This is a genomic window from Mesorhizobium sp. B2-4-3, assembly GCF_006442815.1.
Lineage (GTDB): Bacteria > Pseudomonadota > Alphaproteobacteria > Rhizobiales > Rhizobiaceae > Mesorhizobium.
Genome location: NZ_VFVL01000022.1, coordinates 48,303 through 63,405, shown reverse-complemented (window position 1 = coordinate 63,405; position 15,103 = coordinate 48,303). Strand labels below are relative to the sequence as shown.

The 15,103-nt window shown below is 63.3% G+C and carries 16 protein-coding genes; 8 read left to right on the top strand and 8 right to left on the bottom strand.

The features are described from left to right. Positions 1-4: 4 nt before the first annotated feature. The 5 genes from FJ956_RS20290 to FJ956_RS20270 form a co-directional block, all read right to left on the bottom strand. A complete protein-coding gene (locus FJ956_RS20290; RefSeq protein WP_140678527.1) occupies positions 5-670 on the bottom strand; it encodes a TIGR02117 family protein in 666 nt (221 codons plus the stop codon). Between the two features lie 272 nt (positions 671-942). Beyond that, positions 943-1,746: an amino acid ABC transporter ATP-binding protein gene (locus tag FJ956_RS20285; RefSeq protein ID WP_095768430.1), complete on the bottom strand. Its 804-nt coding sequence runs from the start codon at positions 1,744-1,746 to the stop codon at positions 943-945. 14 nt (positions 1,747-1,760) lie between these two features. Next, positions 1,761-2,918, bottom strand: coding sequence for an amino acid ABC transporter permease (locus tag FJ956_RS20280; protein ID WP_140678530.1), 1,158 nt, complete (start codon positions 2,916-2,918; stop codon positions 1,761-1,763). Between the two features lie 4 nt (positions 2,919-2,922). Continuing rightward, positions 2,923-4,110, bottom strand: coding sequence for an amino acid ABC transporter permease (locus tag FJ956_RS20275; protein WP_140678532.1), 1,188 nt, complete (start codon positions 4,108-4,110; stop codon positions 2,923-2,925). A 62-nt stretch (positions 4,111-4,172) separates the two neighbouring features. After that, on the bottom strand, positions 4,173-5,201 hold the full coding sequence (locus FJ956_RS20270) for an amino acid ABC transporter substrate-binding protein (RefSeq protein ID WP_140678534.1): 1,029 nt from the start codon (positions 5,199-5,201) through the stop codon (positions 4,173-4,175). A gap of 467 nt (positions 5,202-5,668) precedes the next feature. On the opposite strand from FJ956_RS20270, the gene FJ956_RS20265 reads away from it, so the two are divergent. From FJ956_RS20265 to FJ956_RS20250, 4 genes are all read left to right on the top strand, one after another. After that, positions 5,669-6,841, top strand: coding sequence for a cystathionine beta-lyase (locus FJ956_RS20265; RefSeq protein ID WP_140678536.1), 1,173 nt, complete (start codon positions 5,669-5,671; stop codon positions 6,839-6,841). 139 nt (positions 6,842-6,980) lie between these two features. Further along, on the top strand, positions 6,981-7,679 hold the full coding sequence (locus FJ956_RS20260; protein ID WP_140678538.1) for an RNA polymerase sigma factor: 699 nt from the start codon (positions 6,981-6,983) through the stop codon (positions 7,677-7,679). A 100-nt stretch (positions 7,680-7,779) separates the two neighbouring features. Further along, on the top strand, positions 7,780-8,304 hold the full coding sequence (locus FJ956_RS20255) for a DUF4142 domain-containing protein (RefSeq protein ID WP_140678540.1): 525 nt from the start codon (positions 7,780-7,782) through the stop codon (positions 8,302-8,304). Then, positions 8,301-8,603, top strand: coding sequence for a cupredoxin family copper-binding protein (locus FJ956_RS20250; RefSeq protein ID WP_140678542.1), 303 nt, complete (start codon positions 8,301-8,303; stop codon positions 8,601-8,603). Before FJ956_RS20255 ends, FJ956_RS20250 begins: the two co-directional genes overlap by 4 nt. 43 nt (positions 8,604-8,646) lie before the next feature. Here the strand turns inward: FJ956_RS20250 and FJ956_RS20245 are convergent, their stop codons facing one another. Continuing rightward, positions 8,647-9,267, bottom strand: coding sequence for an ABATE domain-containing protein (locus tag FJ956_RS20245; RefSeq protein ID WP_140678544.1), 621 nt, complete (start codon positions 9,265-9,267; stop codon positions 8,647-8,649). A gap of 373 nt (positions 9,268-9,640) precedes the next feature. Here FJ956_RS20245 and FJ956_RS20240 point away from each other — a divergent pair, with 373 nt between their 5' ends. The 3 genes from FJ956_RS20240 to FJ956_RS20230 all read left to right on the top strand — a co-directional run bounded on the left by FJ956_RS20240 (position 9,641) and on the right by FJ956_RS20230 (position 12,016). Then, a complete protein-coding gene (locus tag FJ956_RS20240; protein WP_140678546.1) occupies positions 9,641-10,483 on the top strand; it encodes an alpha/beta hydrolase in 843 nt (280 codons plus the stop codon). Positions 10,484-10,505: 22 nt separating this feature from the next. Further along, positions 10,506-10,646: a hypothetical protein gene (locus FJ956_RS20235; protein WP_246672091.1), complete on the top strand. Its 141-nt coding sequence runs from the start codon at positions 10,506-10,508 to the stop codon at positions 10,644-10,646. A gap of 293 nt (positions 10,647-10,939) precedes the next feature. After that, the gene (locus FJ956_RS20230) at positions 10,940-12,016 is read left to right on the top strand and encodes an HPP family protein (RefSeq protein ID WP_140678548.1); all 1,077 of its coding nucleotides are present in this window, start codon (positions 10,940-10,942) and stop codon (positions 12,014-12,016) included. Between the two features lie 46 nt (positions 12,017-12,062). Here the strand turns inward: FJ956_RS20230 and FJ956_RS20225 are convergent, their stop codons facing one another. Then, positions 12,063-12,899: a crotonase/enoyl-CoA hydratase family protein gene (locus tag FJ956_RS20225; protein WP_140678550.1), complete on the bottom strand. Its 837-nt coding sequence runs from the start codon at positions 12,897-12,899 to the stop codon at positions 12,063-12,065. A gap of 82 nt (positions 12,900-12,981) precedes the next feature. Here FJ956_RS20225 and FJ956_RS20220 point away from each other — a divergent pair, with 82 nt between their 5' ends. Further along, positions 12,982-13,566 (top strand): TetR/AcrR family transcriptional regulator, encoded by a 585-nt coding sequence (locus FJ956_RS20220; RefSeq protein ID WP_140678552.1) that lies wholly within the window; start codon positions 12,982-12,984, stop codon positions 13,564-13,566. A 50-nt stretch (positions 13,567-13,616) separates the two neighbouring features. Here FJ956_RS20220 and FJ956_RS20215 read toward each other — a convergent pair whose 3' ends face one another. Then, positions 13,617-14,840, bottom strand: coding sequence for an anion transporter (locus tag FJ956_RS20215; RefSeq protein ID WP_140678554.1), 1,224 nt, complete (start codon positions 14,838-14,840; stop codon positions 13,617-13,619). Positions 14,841-15,103 lie beyond the last annotated feature (263 nt).

Genomic DNA, 15,103 nt, shown 5'->3' with positions numbered 1-15,103 from the left:
ACCCTCAATTGAATAACCGCAACGACCAGCCCAGCGATACCGGCAGCGGGTTCCACCAACCTGTCCGGATGCCGGCAGTGCGCAGTGCCGCAGCGGTCCAGGTGTTGCAGCCGACCAGGGCGTTGAAATGGCCGTTGGCCTCATAGAAGCGGTCGTAGGTCGAATACCCAGCATTCTCGATCATCATCGGGCCATCCGGCCCCTGCCGAAAACTCGCCGCGATATGGTCGAGCAGCGCCGCAAAATGCGCTTCGTCGATGTCGAAGCCGGCGACGGCGGTATGCGGCTCCTTGATCGCGCCGGCGACATCGACATGCATCACCGAGACGTCGAGCGTCAGCGCCTTCAGCACCGGCACGGGCTTCAACTGCGACCATGTCGGCGTCTCCAGATAGAAAGCGCGGCCACCCCAGCCGAAGACGATGTAGCGCGCCTCCGGAGCCTCGATCGGCAGGCCGGCATCGGCGAGAAAGGCAAAGCGCCGGCGCACGCCATCATCGAGGGGCACGGCGATGTCGGTGTGGATCGGGTTCCTCAGCACCAATATGTGCCGCGTCCCCTCGCCTTCAGCGGCGGCTGGCCAGAGCGGGCGCGGCACCAGCGTGCCGAGCGCGGCGGCAAGCACCACCGCTGCGACGAGCATTGCCAAATATCGCAGGAATTTTCGCATCAGGCGCGGTAAGTCGGCCGCATTTGTCGCAGCTTTCGAGATTGGCCGAAGCCGTTCGTGACTTCGTCATCCTCGGGATTGACCCGAGGATCCATGCCGTGACCCCTGCCGTAGGGCGCGACGGTGCAAAATTCTGAACCGCAGCAACACCTCGATGTCACGGCATGGATTCTAGGGTCTGCGCCGCGTCGCTTCGCTCCTTGCTCCGCCCTAGAATGACGAAGCCGAGGGGTGGTTCGAGCAACCTCCGAGCAGCCTGTTACGGCTCCGCCTCAGTGCAGTATCTGCGACAGGAACAGCTTCGTGCGCTCATGGCGCGGATGGTCGAAGAACTCGGCCGGCGTGTTCTGCTCGACGATCTGGCCCTGATCCATGAAGATCACGCGATTGGCGACCTTGCGGGCAAAGCCCATCTCGTGGGTGACGCACAGCATCGTCATGCCCTCTTCCGCCAGCCCCACCATCGTCTCCAGCACTTCCTTGATCATCTCCGGATCGAGCGCCGAGGTCGGCTCGTCGAAGAGCATGATGCGCGGGTTCATGCACAGCGAGCGCGCGATCGCCACGCGCTGCTGCTGACCGCCCGAGAGCTGGCCCGGATATTTGTTGGCCTGCTCCGGGATCTTGACGCGCTTGAGGAAATGCATGGCGATCTCCTCGGCCTGCTTCTTCGGCATCTTGCGCACCCAGATCGGCGCCAGCGTGCAGTTCTCCAGGATGGTGAGATGCGGGAACAGGTTGAAGTGCTGGAACACCATGCCGACCTCGCGGCGCACCTCGTCGATCTTCTTCAGATCGTTGGTGAGCTCCTTGCCGTCGACGATGATCTTGCCCTTCTGGTGCTCTTCCAGCCGGTTGATGCAGCGGATCATGGTCGACTTGCCGGAGCCGGACGGACCGCAAATGACGATGCGCTCGCCGCGCATCACCTTGAGATTGATGTCCTTCAGCACATGGAACTCGCCATACCATTTGTGCATGCCGACGATGTCGATGGCGACATCGGTGGTGGAGATGTGCATCTTGGCGGCGTTGACCTTGATCTCTTCCGCGCTGACGGCGTTTTCGGTGGCCATAAGCTGTTCCCTTTTTATCGTTTGTAGCCGGTGTCGAGCCGGCGTTCAGTGTACATTGAATAGCGCGACATGCCGAAGCAGAACAGCCAGAAGATGAAGGCGGCGAAGATCAGGCCGGATTTCGGGGTCTGCGGCGAGGCCCAGTTGGGGTCGGCGAAGTTCTGCTTCACCACGCCCAGCAGGTCGAACATCGAGATGATCAGCACCAGGGTGGTGTCCTTGAACATGCCGATGAAGGTGTTGACGATGCCTGGAATGACCAGCTTCAGCGCCTGCGGCAGGACGATCAGGCTCATCTTCTGCCAGTAGCCGAGGCCGAGCGAGTCGGCGCCTTCATATTGCCCCTTCGGGATCGCTTGAAGACCGCCGCGCACCACTTCCGCCATATAGGCGGCGGCAAACAGCGAGACACCGATCAGCGCCCGCAGATATTTGTCGAAACTGACGCCCTCCGGCAGGAACAGCGGCAGCATGACGCTGGCGAAGAACAGCACCGTGATCAGCGGAATGCCGCGCACCGCCTCGATGAAGATCACGCACAGCATCTTGATGATTGGCATCTTGGAGCGGCGGCCGAGCGCCAACACGATGCCCAAAGGCAGCGACACGGCAATGCCGACGAAGGATAGGCTTAGCGTGACCAGCAGCCCACCCCACAGTGGCGTCTCGACGAGCGGCAGGCCGAAAATGCCGCCGACCAGCAGGAAGAAGGCGACGATCGGCAACGCCACGAAGAGCAGGATGGCGTTCAACCCCTTGCGCGGCACGCGCGGGATAAGCATCGGCACCAAGAGCGCCACGAACAGGATGGCGACCAGGATCGGCCGCCAGCGTTCCTCGATCGGATAGCGGCCGAACATGAACTGGCCGAACTTGGCGTTGACGAAGGCCCAGCAGGCGCCCGTCCAACCCTCGGGCTGGATGCCGCCTTGCGCGGCGGTGGCGCACACCGCGCGGTCCGGCCCGGTCCACACGGCATTGATGAAGGCCCAGTTGATGACCTGCGGCACGACCCACAGCACAATGGCGATGCCGAGCACGGTGAGGATGATGTCGCCGACCGACCCGATCAGGTTCTTGCGCACCCAGGCGTAGGCGCCGCGTTCCGCAGCCGGCGCCGGCTGCGCCAGCGCCATCTCGGTGCGCACCCAGGACATGTCGTGTTCCTGCATGGCCCTACCTCTCCACCAGCGCCATTCTGGCGTTGACGACGTTCATGACAGCGGACGTCACCAGGCTCAGCACCAGATAGGCGATCATCATGATGAATACGCCCTCCACCGCCTGGCCGGTCTGATTGAGGACCGTGCCGGCGGTCGCGGTCAGGTCGGGATAGCCGATGGCGATCGCCAGCGAGGAGTTCTTGGTCAGGTTGAGGTATTGGCTGGTGAGCGGCGGGATGACGATGCGCATTGCCTGCGGAATAACCACCAACCGCAGGATCGGACCGGAGCGGAGGCCGAGTGCGCCCGCCGCCTCGCTCTGGCCCTTGCTGACACCCCTGATGCCGGCGCGCACGATCTCGGCGATGAAGGCCGCTGTGTAGAAGGAGAGCGCCAGCAAGAGCGACAGGAACTCCGGCTTGACCCAGAAGCCACCGGTCAGGTTGAAGGTCGACTGCTTCGGAAAATCGAAGGTGAGCGGCATGCCGCCGAGCAGGAAGGCCAGCACCGGCAAGCCGACGATAAGCGCGACCGATGTCCAGAAGACCGGAAATTGCTGGCCGGTCGCCTTCTGCCGCTGTCGCGCCCTATGGACGACGAACCAGGCCATTGCAATGGCGAGCAGCAGTGCGACGCCGATCAGCCAGGAGCCATCGCCCCAAACGGCGCGCGGAAAATAGAAGCCGCGCTGGTTGAGGAAGGAGCCGAAAGGCAGATGGATGCTCTCGCGCGGCGGCGGCAGCACGGCGAGCACGCCCGAATACCAGAAGAAGATGACCAGCAGCGGCGGGATGTTGCGGAATATCTCGACATAGACCGCGCAGATCTTGCGGATCAGCCAGTTCTGCGACAGGCGTCCGATGCCGATGGTGAAGCCCACGATGGTGGCAAGCACGATGCCGGCGACGGCCACGATGATCGTGTTGAGCAAACCGACGACCAACGCACGGAAATAGCTCGAGTCGGACGTATAGGCGATCGGCGTGTCGGAGATGTCGAAGCCGGCCCTGCTCTTGAGGAAACCGAAGCCCGAGGCGATGTGCAATCGCTGGAGGTTCTCGATGACGTTGTGGACGATCCACCAGATCGAGCCGAAGAGGAGGATCACGACCAGCGTCTGGAAGAACAGGCCGCGTATTCTCGGGTCGTTGACGAAGGAGCCGCGACTCGGCTCCTCGCGAAGGATTTCCTGCGAAGCCATGGACCGTCCTCTGGAAAGAGAAACCGGGAGGCAGACGACCTGCCTCCCGGATCACGTTTCAATCAGCGGATCGGCGGACCGTATTGCAGGCCGCCCTTAGTCCACAGCGCGTTGATGCCGCGTGCGATCTTGAGCGGGCTGCCCGAGCCGACATTGCGCTCGAACATTTCACCGTAGTTGCCGACAGCCTTCACGATGTTGACGACGAAGTCGTTGGAGAGGCCGAGATCGGCGCCGTACTTGCCGTCTGGTTCAGTGCCGAGGAGGCGCTGGATGTTCGGGTCGGTCGACGTCTTCATCTCATCGACATTGGCCTGTGTGATGCCGGCCTCCTCTGCGTTGAGCAGCGCGAAATACGTCCAGCGCGCGATATGCGCCCACTGGTCGTCGCCCTGGCGCACGGCCGGGCCGAGCGGCTCCTTGGAGATGATCTCGGGCAGCACGACATGGTCGGCCGGCGAGGAGAGCGTCAGACGGATGCCGTAAAGGCCCGACTGGTCGGTGGTGTAGGCGTCGCAGCGGCCTGCATCATAGGCGGCGTTGACCTCTTCCAGCTTCTCGAACACGACGGGGTTGTATTCCATCTTGTTCTTCTTGAAGTAGTCGGCGAGGTTGAGCTCGGTAGTGGTGCCGCTCTGCACGCAGACGGCGGCGCCCGAAAGCTGCAGCGCGGAGTTCACGCCCGGCAGCTTCTTGGCGTTGATCATGAAGCCCTGGCCGTCATAGTAGGTGACGCCGACGAAATCGAGGCCGAGCGCGCTGTCGCGGTTGCTGGTCCAGGTGGTGTTGCGCGACAGGATGTCGATCTCGCCCGACTGCAGGGCGGTGAAACGCTCCTTGGCGCTGAGCGGCGTGAACTTGACCTTGGAAGCGTCACCGAAGACGGCGGCCGCGACGGCGCGACAGAAGTCCGCGTCGATGCCCTTCCAGTCGCCCTTGTCGTCCGGCGCCGAGAAGCCGGCGAGGCCGGTCGAGACGCCGCACTGGAGAAAGCCCTTCTGCTTCACGGTATCGAGCGTGCCGGCCGAAGCGGCGGACGCCATGAACCCGAGCGCAGCGGCGCCAAGAATGCCGATTGCAATGTGTTTCATGACCCACAGACCCTTTTCTGTTACAGGCGCCCCCTGCTGCCAGGCGACACTTGATCTTTTTTCGTTTGTGAATGCAGCTCCCACTTCAAGGCCTACTCCCGGACCCGCATCGGTTGCCGATGCGCTGCCTCCCATTCACGAAGCGCATCGAAGGCGATTATTCCCGTGAGGTCAAGGGAAATGACCGAATCCGGGGAGGTTTGAAAAGCAATTGCCGCAAATGCCTGAATTGCGGACAAGAGCACATGAAACCGGCAGGCCATGCAAACAAATCAGCCAAGTCGCGCCGTCGCTAATCCGTGGTCCGGCGGCAGAATCCGCTGCGGCAATAGCGGTGCTTTACTGGGCTTGCGCGCCTTTGGATTGGCCCAGCGGAAGACCGGCTTTTGGCGGGCCCGGCGCGGTTGCGCCGGCTTTGCCGCCGCTTTATGGCTGATCTCCTGACATCATTCGACAGGCGACGAACCATGGCTAGAGACGGCATCGAAATGGGCACCAACACGCTGCTTGCCCACTCCGGCAACAACCCGCGCGACTATTTCGGCTTCGTCAATCCGCCGGTCGTGCATGCCTCGACCGTGCTCTATCCGGACGCCGCCTCGATGGCAGGGCGCAGCCAGAAATACACTTACGGCACGCGCGGCACGCCGACGATGGACGCGCTGACGCTCGCTGTCGATGCGCTGGAAGGTTCGGCCGGCACGATCGCGGTGCCTTCCGGGCTGGCGGCGGTGACGATACCGCTACTCACCTTCCTTGCCGCCGGCGACCACCTGTTGATCGTCGACAGCGTCTACCACCCGACGCGCCACTTCGCCGATACGATGCTGAAGCGGCTCGGCGTCGAGGTCGAATATTACGAGCCGCGCATCGGCGCCGGCATCGCGTCGCTGATCAAACCAAACACAAAGGTGGTGTTCACCGAATCGCCGGGATCGAATACCTATGAGGTTCAGGATATCCCGGCGATCGCGAAGGCGGCACATGCGGCGAACGCCATCGTGATGATGGACAACACCTGGGCGACCCCGCTCTATTTCAAGCCGCTCGACCATGGCGTCGACATCTCGATCCATGCGGCGACGAAATATCCGGCCGGCCATTCCGACGTGCTGCTCGGCCTGGTTTCCGCCAACGAGGCCTATTGGAAACAGCTCTACGAGGGCTTCTGCGCGCTGGGCTGCTGTTCGGGACCCGACGACATCTATCAGGTGCTGCGCGGCCTGCGCACGATGGGAGTGCGCCTTGAGCATCACCGCAAGAGCGCGCTCGATATCGCGCGGTGGCTTGAGGAGCAGCCGGGCGTCGCGCAGGTGCTGCACCCGGCTCTGGAAAGCCATCCCGACCACGCGCTCTGGAAGCGCGATTTCTGCGGCTCGACCGGCGTCTTCTCGGTCGTGCTCAAGGGCGGCGGGCAGAAGGCGCAGCATGCCTTCTTCGATGCGCTCAAGATCTTCGGCCTCGGTTATTCCTGGGGCGGCTATGAGAGCCTCGCCGTTCCGGTCTTCCTCGGCGACCGCATGCTTGCCAAAGGTTCGTATGCCGGCTCGCTGATCCGCCTGCAGATCGGGCTCGAGGATGTCGAAGACCTCAAGGCCGATATTCTGCGCGGGCTGGCTGCGGCGGCTGCAGCCGGATGACAGGCTGATCGGCCGAAGATTCCGACCGGCAGACAAGCCTCTGCCGAAGCAGTAGCATGGCGGGTGCAACCCACTCGGGAACCTTTTGTCGGCACGCGCATCCAATCGCGGATGTAACGTTGCCGGGAGATCGGGCGCGATGAGAAAGCCCGCTATCGAAACCGTCGAGATCGGTGCGGCCGAAGCCAGCGATATGGCATTGGTTCGCAGGGCGCTTGCGCGCGATCCGGGTGCGTTCCGCGCCATCATCAAGACGCACAACCAGCGGCTCTACCGCATCGCGCGCGGCGTCATGCGCAACGACGCAGAGGCCGAAGACGTCGTGCAGGAGGCCTATATGCGCGCCTTCGCCAATCTCGGCGCCTTTCGCGGCGAGGCTTCGCTTTCCACCTGGCTGTCACGCATCGTCATCAACGAAGCGCTCGGCCGGCTGCGCAAGCGCAAGCGCGTCGTGGCGATGCCCGAAAACCCGGAGGCGCAGATCATCCGGTTTCCCTTGAACCAAAACGACTTGAATCCAGGTGACGATCCGGAGCGGACGATGGCGCAGCGGCAGATTCTGGGACTTGTCGAACGGGCGACCGACAGCCTTCCCGATGTCTATCGCACCGTTTTCGTAGCCCGTGTCATCGAGGGCTTGAGTATCGAGGAAACCGCCGAGCTTTTGGGCATCCGGCAGGAAACGGTGAAGACGAGGCTGCACCGGGCGCGTGCCCTGGTGCGCAAGGCGCTCGATGACGAGATCGGCCCGGTGCTCCTCGACGCCTTCCCCTTCGCCGGCCGGCGCTGCGATCGGCTGACTCAGGCGGTGATGACAAGGCTCGGATACGAGCACTGATTTCGGTCTTTTCGCGGGAACTTTTCGTTCTCGCCCGCATCCAATGGCAGTCAACACCAGATGAAGCCCAGGGCCATGCGCGCCGGGCGAAGGAGATATCATGTTCATGCGACCGACCGCCACCCTCGCAGCCCTTTTCTTCGTCAGCACCGTGCCGCTGGCGCTAGCCGCCGAAAAGCCCACCGACCCGCAGATCGCCCACATCGCCTATACGGCCGACGCGATCGACATCGAAGCGGCCAAGCTGGCGATCAAGAAGTCCAAGAACAGGGAGGTCGTCGACTTCGCCAAGGACATGGAGCGCGACCATGAGGCGGTGAACAAGCAGGCGCTCGACCTGGTGAAGAAGCTGAAGGTCACGCCCGAGGACAACGACACCAGCAAGGCGCTGGCCAAGGCGGCGAAGGAAGAACGCGCCAAGCTGGCGAAGCTGAAAGGGGCTGCCTTCGACAAGGCCTATATCGACAACGAAGTGGCCTATCACAAGCAGGTCAACGGCGCGCTCGAAACCCTGCTCATCCCTTCGGCCAGCAATGCCGAACTGAAGAGCCTGCTGGAGACTGGTCTCAAGATCTTCCAGGGACATGAGCAGCATGCCGAACATGTCGCCGGCATGCTGAAATGAGGCCGCTGCCTCTTGCCATGGCGCTGGCGCTCATCGCATCGCCGGCGCTTTCGACCACGATCGAGGTGACGATCGACAAGCTGGTCTTCTCGCCGGCAAGCATTCAGGCCAAGGTCGGCGATACGATCGAGTGGACGAACAACGATATTCTCGCCCACACCGCCACGGTCAAAGGTGGCTGGGACGTGATGATCCCGCCAAAATCGAAGGGCAAGGTCATGCTGAAGGCAGCGGGAGCGGTCGACTATTTCTGCCGCTTCCATCCCAATATGAAGGGCCATATCGAGGTAGCCCCTTGATCCGACCTACCGGTCGAGCGAGGTGCGCCGCGCCTCGCTCGACTTAGTTGTGGTCATGATCCTTGTGCCTGTGCCGGTGCGCGGCCTGCTTTGCCCGGTTGCCACAAGCGGCCATGCTGCACCAGCGGCGCCTGTGACCGCGCGTATGGTCGGCGAAAAGCAGCGTGCAGGCGAGACCTTCGCAAGCCTTCACATGTGAAAAATCCTCGGTGCAGACGAGTTTGGCCAGCGCCTCGCCGATCGGCAGCAGGAGCGCCTCGGGCGTGCGCCATTTGCGAGCCGTCTGAAGCGCAAACGCAGCGCCGCCGTCGGCCGGCGCGATCCGGCTGAAGGTCTCGTCGCGTTCCAGCAGGCGGTTGAGCGGATCGAGCTCCGCCAGATCCGCCGCCGCCAGCGCCCGCCCCTTGTGCCCATGCACAAAGCCCCGGAACCATTCGCGCAAATGCCGCGCCTGATCGGCGACCTTGTCGAGCTCGCCGGGCAGCGCCCTACTCCTGACGGTTGCCAGCGCTTCCGCGGGCACCAGCCGCGCCTGCCCGAGCCAGTCCAGCAGCCCCTCTCCGCCGTCGATCCAATCGACGGGCCTGTCGAGCGGAGTGGCGATCGAGTTGAGGAAATCCAGGCCGGGTGCGTCGCCGACGAAAAGCGCGGGTGAGCGAATCATCGAAACTCCAGTTCACGCCCGGCAATCGTCTGCCCTGGGGCGTCCATCCGTAAACACGACTCCGTGATAACCGGCTTGAGGCTTCTTGACAAGTTATCTCTTACAGCGGTAACCGTTTCGGAATATTCAGTGCGGTTATCAATTCAACAGGAGGAAGCTGCATGCCCCGCAGGACGTGAGAGTCGTGCCGGTCCATGGGCGGCGCTTGCCGCGCAAGGCTCAATATCTTGGTGGCGCCGCCGCTGCCGCATCGTTCGAGGACGCGACCACGGCGCTGGAGCGGACGCTGGCGCGGGAAGCGTGACACCTAATGCTCGCGCAATAACCTCCTCTAACAAAACATGTCAGTTACTAATAACGGAGAGAAACAACAATGACCGCTTACCGTACCGCAAATGTCGATGGTTTCAGTATTTTCTATCGCGAGGCGGGCCAGCCGGGCGCGCCAAGACTGCTCTTGCTGCATGGCTTTCCAAGTTCGAGCCATATGTTTCGAGATCTTATTCCGCTGCTCGCCGACCGATTCCACATCATCGCGCCCGACCTGCCGGGCTTTGGCCGCTCCGACATGCCGCAGGCGAACGAATTCACCTACACATTCGACCGAATCGCCGAGATCATCGACCGCTTCACCGAGGTCGTCGGCTTCGACCGCTACGCAATCTATGTCTTCGATTATGGCGCGCCGACCGGCTTCCGGCTGGCCGTGAAGCACCCCGAGCGGATCGCCGCCATCATCTCCCAGAACGGCAACGCGTATGAGGAAGGCCTGGGTGAGGACTGGAACCCGATCCGCGCCTATTGGCGGGACCCCTCGCCTGCCAATCGCGAGGCGCTGCGCCCCGCCTTCAAGCCGGAGGCGGTCGCCTGGCAGTACACGCATGGCACGCCGGCGGAACTCGTCTCGCCCGACGGCCATTCGCTGGACAGTTTCTATCTCAGCCGTCCGGGAGCGGAAGAGATCCAGCTCGACCTCTTCGGCGACTACAAGAACAATGTTGCGCTCTACCCGGCCTTCCAGGCGTATTTCCGCGCACACCAGCCGCCCTTCCTGGCGATATGGGGCAAGAACGACCCGTTCTTCCTGCCGCCGGGCGCCGAGGCGTTCAAGCGCGACATGCCGGATGCGGTGGTGCGTTTTCTCGACACCGGGCATTTCGCGCTCGAAACCCATGTCGGCGAAATTGCAGCCGCCATCTGCGACTTCCTCGGCTGATCAGGAAAAAGGAGAATACGCCATGTCGAAATCCGTTGCCGTCATCACCGGCGCCAGCCAGGGCATCGGCTGGGCCACCGCCATCGGCTGGCGCGAGATTTCTCCGCGCTGGCGCTGGTGGCCCGCAACCGGTCGAAGCTGGAAGAGACAGTCAAAGCGGTGAGAGCCGCCGAGGGCGGCAAGAGCGAGGCGGGGAAGGCGCTGGGCGGGCTCGGGTTCACGGCCCTGCCAAAGAAGATGTAGCGCAGGGGCGATTGCCGGGCCGATTCCGCAAACGGCCGTAACGCCTTGGCGCGATTGAGAAAGCCGAGGCCGCTGGCGGCATGTCCTACGCAGGTGGCGGCGCAATAATATTCTCTCAGGCTGCGAATATACGGATTGGTTTGGCTTCCAAATCCGCAGTTTCGACGGCATTGCGAGCAACGCAATTCCACCCCAATCGAGCCAGGACCTGCCATGGCGTTCCGCCTCTTTGTTCCGATCCTAGCCGGCGCCACGCTGCGCGAACGGCTGACCGCCTGCATCGGTGCCGTGATCGGCATCGCGCTGACCGGCGTGACCAGCGGGCTTGCGATGGGCAAGGGCGCGGATGTAGCGATGCTGGTGGCGCCGATGGGTGCTTCGGCGGTGTTGCTCTTTGCCGTTCCATCGAGCCCGTTGGCGCAGCCCTGGTCGATCATCGGCGGCAACACGATCTCGGCGCTGGTCGGCGTGACGGTGGCGCATTTCGTGCACGACACGGTGATCGCCTCCGGCCTTGCGGTGGCCCTGGCGATCGCCACCATGTCGTTCACGCGCTCATTGCATCCGCCGGGCGGCGCAGCAGCGCTTACCGGCGTGCTCGGGGGGCCGGCCGTTGCCGCCGCCGGCTTCCTGTTTCCTTTTGTACCGGTGGCGCTGAACTCAATCATATTGGTGACGCTCGGTTTTCTGTTCCACAAGCTGTCGCGACGCAGCTATCCGCACGTGCATCAACCCGCGGGCGGCCACGGCACCGCCGACCGGCCGCCGGCCGAGCGTGTCGGTTTCCGGCCTGAGGATGTCGATGCGGCGCTGTCCGCGCTAGACGAGACTTTCGACATCGACCGCGACGACCTGGAGCGCCTGCTGCGCCAGGTCGAGTTGCAGGCGATGGTGCGCTCGCAGCGCACGCTGCTGTGCAAAGATATCATGTCCCGCGATGTGATCTCGGTGCCGGAAACCGCCTTGGCCGACGAAGCACGCAAACAGCTGATCGACCACAACATCCGCACCCTGCCGGTTGTCGACACGAACGGGCGTCTCACCGGCGCGGTAGGCCTGCGCGAGTTGACGCGAGCGACCGACACCGTGAAAGGGGTGATGTCGAGGGCCGGCACAGCCTCGTCCGACACGCCGGCGATGAGCTTGCTGCCTGTGCTGACCGACGGGCGCAGCCATGCCGTGGTGATCGTCGACAGCGAGCGGCATATACTCGGCCTGATCACCCAGACCGACATGCTGGCGGCGGCCGCGCGCGTACAGGCGCCGGCGCAGCTCAAAGCGGTGGCATAGAGCTGAACCAATCACCTGGCATGCCCCCGCTCGCCGTTCGATCGCGCTACCGCGCCGCTCGTCTTGTCCCGGCCGGCCGGGCGATATGCATCCATGTGCCATCATAGATCGGCTTGCGTCGCTCCCTCCAGGCACTCAGGCCTTCGCGCAGATCGGCCGTGGGAGCCATGCGGGCGAATTGCTCGGCTTCGACGAGCAGGGCTTCGGCAATGCTCTGATCGAGGCCGCGCGCGACAGCGGTGAGGATGCTCGCCACTGCCGCCTGCGAGTAGCCGACGATACGCCGTGCGAGGTCGAGCGCGGCCGGCATCAACTGACCGTGCGGCACAACCTGGTTGACGAGGCCGAGCTCTAGTGCCCGGGCGGGTGAGAACGCATCACCGGTGAGCAGCAGCTCCAGCGCGCGCTTGCGGCCGGCCAGTCTCGGCAGGCGCTGCGTGCCGCCGAATGTCGGCGGCATGGCGAGTTTTATCTCGGGCTTTGCAAACAGGGCGCGATCACTGGCGATCGCCAGCGGCACCGCTTCGGTGATTTCGCAGCCGCCGCCAAAGGCGAGGCCGTTGACGGCGGCGATAACCGGCTTGCGAAATGCCTCCAGCCGCGCCGTCAGGCGCTGGCCGCGCACCACGAAATCGCGCAGCGCGACATCGGTGCCTTCGGCCACGCTCAATGAGAATTCGTGGATATCGGCGCCGGCGGAGAAGGCGCGCTCCCCTGCCCCGGTAAGGATGACGGCACCCACGCCATCGTCCGTCTCGATCTGGTCGAGAAGCGAAAGCATCCGGTCGATCAACGCGTAATTCAGCGCGTTCAGCTTGTCGGGACGGTTGAGGGTGAGGATGGCGACACGGTCGCGCGTCTCGCTCAGCACAAATTCGGTCATGACTTTTCCTTTCCGGCGGTTCGGCGGGACAGGGAGCAGGCTTTCGATTGCTTGTATATTCACTAGTTGGTATACTTACACGATGAGCGAAGAAGCCAATCCTACCCGAAAACGCCTCGTCGACGCGGCTACCAAGCTGTTCTATGCCGAAGGCATCGGCCGCGTCAGCGTCGACGCGGTAGCCGAAAAAGCAGGGCTTACCAAGCGCACGCTCTACTACCATTTCAAGAGCAAGGACGATCTGATCGCGGCCTATCTCGAGGGCCGCGACCAGCCCAATCTCGAGCAGATGGCCGGCTGGTTCGAAGCGGCGGAGGGCGGCGCGGATAAAAAGGTCGAGGCGATCTTCACCAACCTGGCGCGGGTGACCCGCCATCCCAAATGGAAGGGCTGCGGCTTCCTGCGCACTGCCGCCGAGCTGGCGGCGACGCCCGGACATCCGGCTGTGAAAGCTGGAGCACGCCACAAGACCAATTTCGAAAAGTGGCTGGCAAGCGCGCTTTCAGGCCACGATGTCGCCGAGGCGAAAATGCTGGCGCGCGAGATCGTGCTTTTGATGGACGGCGCCTTTTCCAGCATGCTGATCCATCACAATCCCGACTACGTCGCTGCCGCCGGTCATGCCGCCGCGACCCTGATACGGGCAAGGATGATGGGCAAAGGCTAAGCCGGACCGTAGCGCTCCCTGCGCTCCTGATAAGGCGTTCCGTAGGGACCTCAGGCCCAGGCCAGCCAGGCCGTGCCCACAGCAAGCGTCACCAGCGTCAGCGGCAGGCCGACCTTGAAGAAGGCGGAGAAGGAAAGCTCCTTGCCGGCCGCCTTTGCCTGCTCGGCGACAATCAGATTGGCGACCGAGCCGAGCAGCGTGAAATTACCGGCAAGCGTCGAGCTCATCGCCACGACCAGCCAAGCTCGCTCCGGGTTTTCCAACCCAGGGATGAAGGGCCGGAGCGCCAGCACCGCCGGCACATTGCTCATGAGGTTGGAAAGCACCGCGGTGAAGCCGGAGAGCCGCCAGACATCGTCGAGGCCAATGTTCTTGGCCCAGGCGATCATGTCAGGCGTGAGCAAGGTGCGCTCGGCACCCGCCACCACCACGAACAGGCCGGCGAACATGAAGAGCAGCGGCCCGTCGATCTCGCGGTAGATGCGCCGCGGCTTGATTGCCCGGGTGACCAGCAGGAAGGCGCCGGCAATCAGTGCTGCCTTGGCGACGGGAACGCCGGCAAAGAAGGCGAGCGCCAGCAACACGCAGACGATGGTGGCCTTCAACACCTGCCCGGGCAGCATGCGGCCGCGATAGACTTCCGGGCTGAGTTCGGCAGGGCGGGAGAATTCGGCGCGGTAGACGATGCGCACGATGACGATGACGCAGAGCAGGCCGAACAGGGCCACCGGCGCGAGCGCCAGCGTGAAAGCCGGATAGGAAATGCCGGACAGCGCGCCGATCACCATGTTCTGCGGGTTGCCGGTGATGGTGGCGACGCTGCCGCAGTTCGAGGCCGTGCAGGTGGCGATGAGGTAAGGCACCGGGTTGCGGTTGATGACCCGTGTGACGTGGACGACGATCGGCGCCATCACCAGGCAGATCGCGTCGTTGACCAGAAAGGCCGAGAGCAAGCCGGTCAACAGCGTCACCATCACCAAAAGCATGAAGGGCGCATGGGCATGCTCGATGGCAAAGCCGCCGAGCGCCCGAAATGCGCCCGAGACCTTCAGATGCGCCACGACGATCATCATGCCGAGCAGCAACGTAATGGTGTCGAAATTGATGGCTCTGTAGGCATCCTCGATGCCGATCGCGCCGATGGCAATCATGGCGGCGCCGCCCAGCAGCGCGATGCCGGCGCGGTCGAGGCGCAGGCCCGGGATACGGCCGACGGCAACGCCGGCATAGGTGAGCACGAGGATGAAAAGCGCGCCGGCACCAGTCCAAGTCATTGCAAGAAGGTTCCCGTTGCCTGCCCTGCCCCCGCCAGAATCCGTCGACGCATCGGGCGGCACCACATTTAACAAGGCCAGCGCAAAGGGAAAGCGCGCAAGCGCGTGAAAGCCTTGTCGCTTTCATGCCTTTCACATTCATAAACACTAATGTAAAGAATAGTGAATTAACATATGTGACCGATAATCCAGGCGTTGGGGACTAAACGGATGAACACGGTCGTTGAAGCGGAACATCGCGTCCCGTCACGGGAGGAATTGAT

Bases quoted from the DNA above. Each gene is read 5' to 3' on its own strand.
- FJ956_RS20290 (WP_140678527.1), bottom strand. From the start codon at position 670: ATGCGAAAATTCCTGCGATATTTGGCAATGCTCGTCGCAGCGGTGGTG.
- FJ956_RS20285 (WP_095768430.1), bottom strand. From the start codon at position 1,746: ATGGCCACCGAAAACGCCGTCAGCGCGGAAGAGATCAAGGTCAACGCC.
- FJ956_RS20280 (WP_140678530.1), bottom strand. From the start codon at position 2,918: ATGCAGGAACACGACATGTCCTGGGTGCGCACCGAGATGGCGCTGGCG.
- FJ956_RS20275 (WP_140678532.1), bottom strand. From the start codon at position 4,110: ATGGCTTCGCAGGAAATCCTTCGCGAGGAGCCGAGTCGCGGCTCCTTC.
- FJ956_RS20270 (WP_140678534.1), bottom strand. From the start codon at position 5,201: ATGAAACACATTGCAATCGGCATTCTTGGCGCCGCTGCGCTCGGGTTC.
- FJ956_RS20265 (WP_140678536.1), top strand. From the start codon at position 5,669: ATGGCTAGAGACGGCATCGAAATGGGCACCAACACGCTGCTTGCCCAC.
- FJ956_RS20260 (WP_140678538.1), top strand. From the start codon at position 6,981: ATGAGAAAGCCCGCTATCGAAACCGTCGAGATCGGTGCGGCCGAAGCC.
- FJ956_RS20255 (WP_140678540.1), top strand. From the start codon at position 7,780: ATGTTCATGCGACCGACCGCCACCCTCGCAGCCCTTTTCTTCGTCAGC.
- FJ956_RS20250 (WP_140678542.1), top strand. From the start codon at position 8,301: ATGAGGCCGCTGCCTCTTGCCATGGCGCTGGCGCTCATCGCATCGCCG.
- FJ956_RS20245 (WP_140678544.1), bottom strand. From the start codon at position 9,267: ATGATTCGCTCACCCGCGCTTTTCGTCGGCGACGCACCCGGCCTGGAT.
- FJ956_RS20240 (WP_140678546.1), top strand. From the start codon at position 9,641: ATGACCGCTTACCGTACCGCAAATGTCGATGGTTTCAGTATTTTCTAT.
- FJ956_RS20235 (WP_246672091.1), top strand. From the start codon at position 10,506: ATGTCGAAATCCGTTGCCGTCATCACCGGCGCCAGCCAGGGCATCGGC.
- FJ956_RS20230 (WP_140678548.1), top strand. From the start codon at position 10,940: ATGGCGTTCCGCCTCTTTGTTCCGATCCTAGCCGGCGCCACGCTGCGC.
- FJ956_RS20225 (WP_140678550.1), bottom strand. From the start codon at position 12,899: ATGACCGAATTTGTGCTGAGCGAGACGCGCGACCGTGTCGCCATCCTC.
- FJ956_RS20220 (WP_140678552.1), top strand. From the start codon at position 12,982: ATGAGCGAAGAAGCCAATCCTACCCGAAAACGCCTCGTCGACGCGGCT.
- FJ956_RS20215 (WP_140678554.1), bottom strand. From the start codon at position 14,840: ATGACTTGGACTGGTGCCGGCGCGCTTTTCATCCTCGTGCTCACCTAT.